Annotated in this window: 1 protein-coding gene; it reads right to left on the reverse strand. The window is 62.4% G+C overall.

All coding sequences use genetic code 11. The annotated features are described in order from the left end of the window. Positions 1-467 (reverse strand): 3'-5' exonuclease (locus AC0L2F_RS35690; protein ID WP_473251517.1); only part of this gene is annotated, 467 nt, incomplete at its 3' end. Between the last annotated feature and the right edge of the window lie 322 nt (positions 468-789).

Raw genomic sequence — 789 nt, forward strand, 5'->3', positions numbered from 1 at the left:
TGCTGCCGCCACTGGACCTCGGTCGCGGAGCATGCCCACGCCTTCCGCTCGAAGACGGGCCAGTAGCGTTCGGAAAATTTGCGATCAAACCCGCTGTTGTGCGCAATGACGACGACCACGGAGTCGTCGACGAAGGCGTTCACGGCTGCCCCGTCGATTTTGTGGCCAGCCACCATTTCGTCGGTGATGCCGGTAAGCGCCGTGATCTCGGCCGGGATTGGCTCGGACGGCTCATTGAAGGCGGAGAACGTGTCCCTGACCTCAATGATGCGCCCGTGCGGCGTGTAGCCGAACTTGACCATGCCGAGCTCGATGAGTTCGTCCTTGCGGTGGTCGAGGCCGGTGGTTTCGGTGTCGAGCAGGATGCCGATCTTGGTTTCCTGTCTGGAGGCCGGTATGGACGTCGGCCGCGGCACCAGGCGGCGCAGCACCCGGTAGTCGCTCGATCGGCCTAGTGCCTCGGCCATCGCGGCCAGATCCGATGCGTCTTGAAACATCTCTTCTCGTGTGAGCCGATGAGGTAGTCCCGTGAGGCCCCACAATATCGGGAGCTCCCGGCACGAGATATCTGAAAGACAAAGCGATTCACGGGCTTTTCGGGAGTGTCGGTGCAGTTGGATTCGCTTGCGGGACGTTCGCGCAGGCCTCGATCACGAGCGCTCTGGAGGTCCCCGCCTATGAATGAGGCGGATCGGGCGGGGCATCTGCGGAAGGCTCGACAGCATCTGCGTATGGTTGCCGACCCCGGATTGCTACGGTCCCACTGGTGCGTGATCGTTTACGATCTGC

The organism is Bradyrhizobium sp. Ken64 (genome assembly GCF_055807555.1).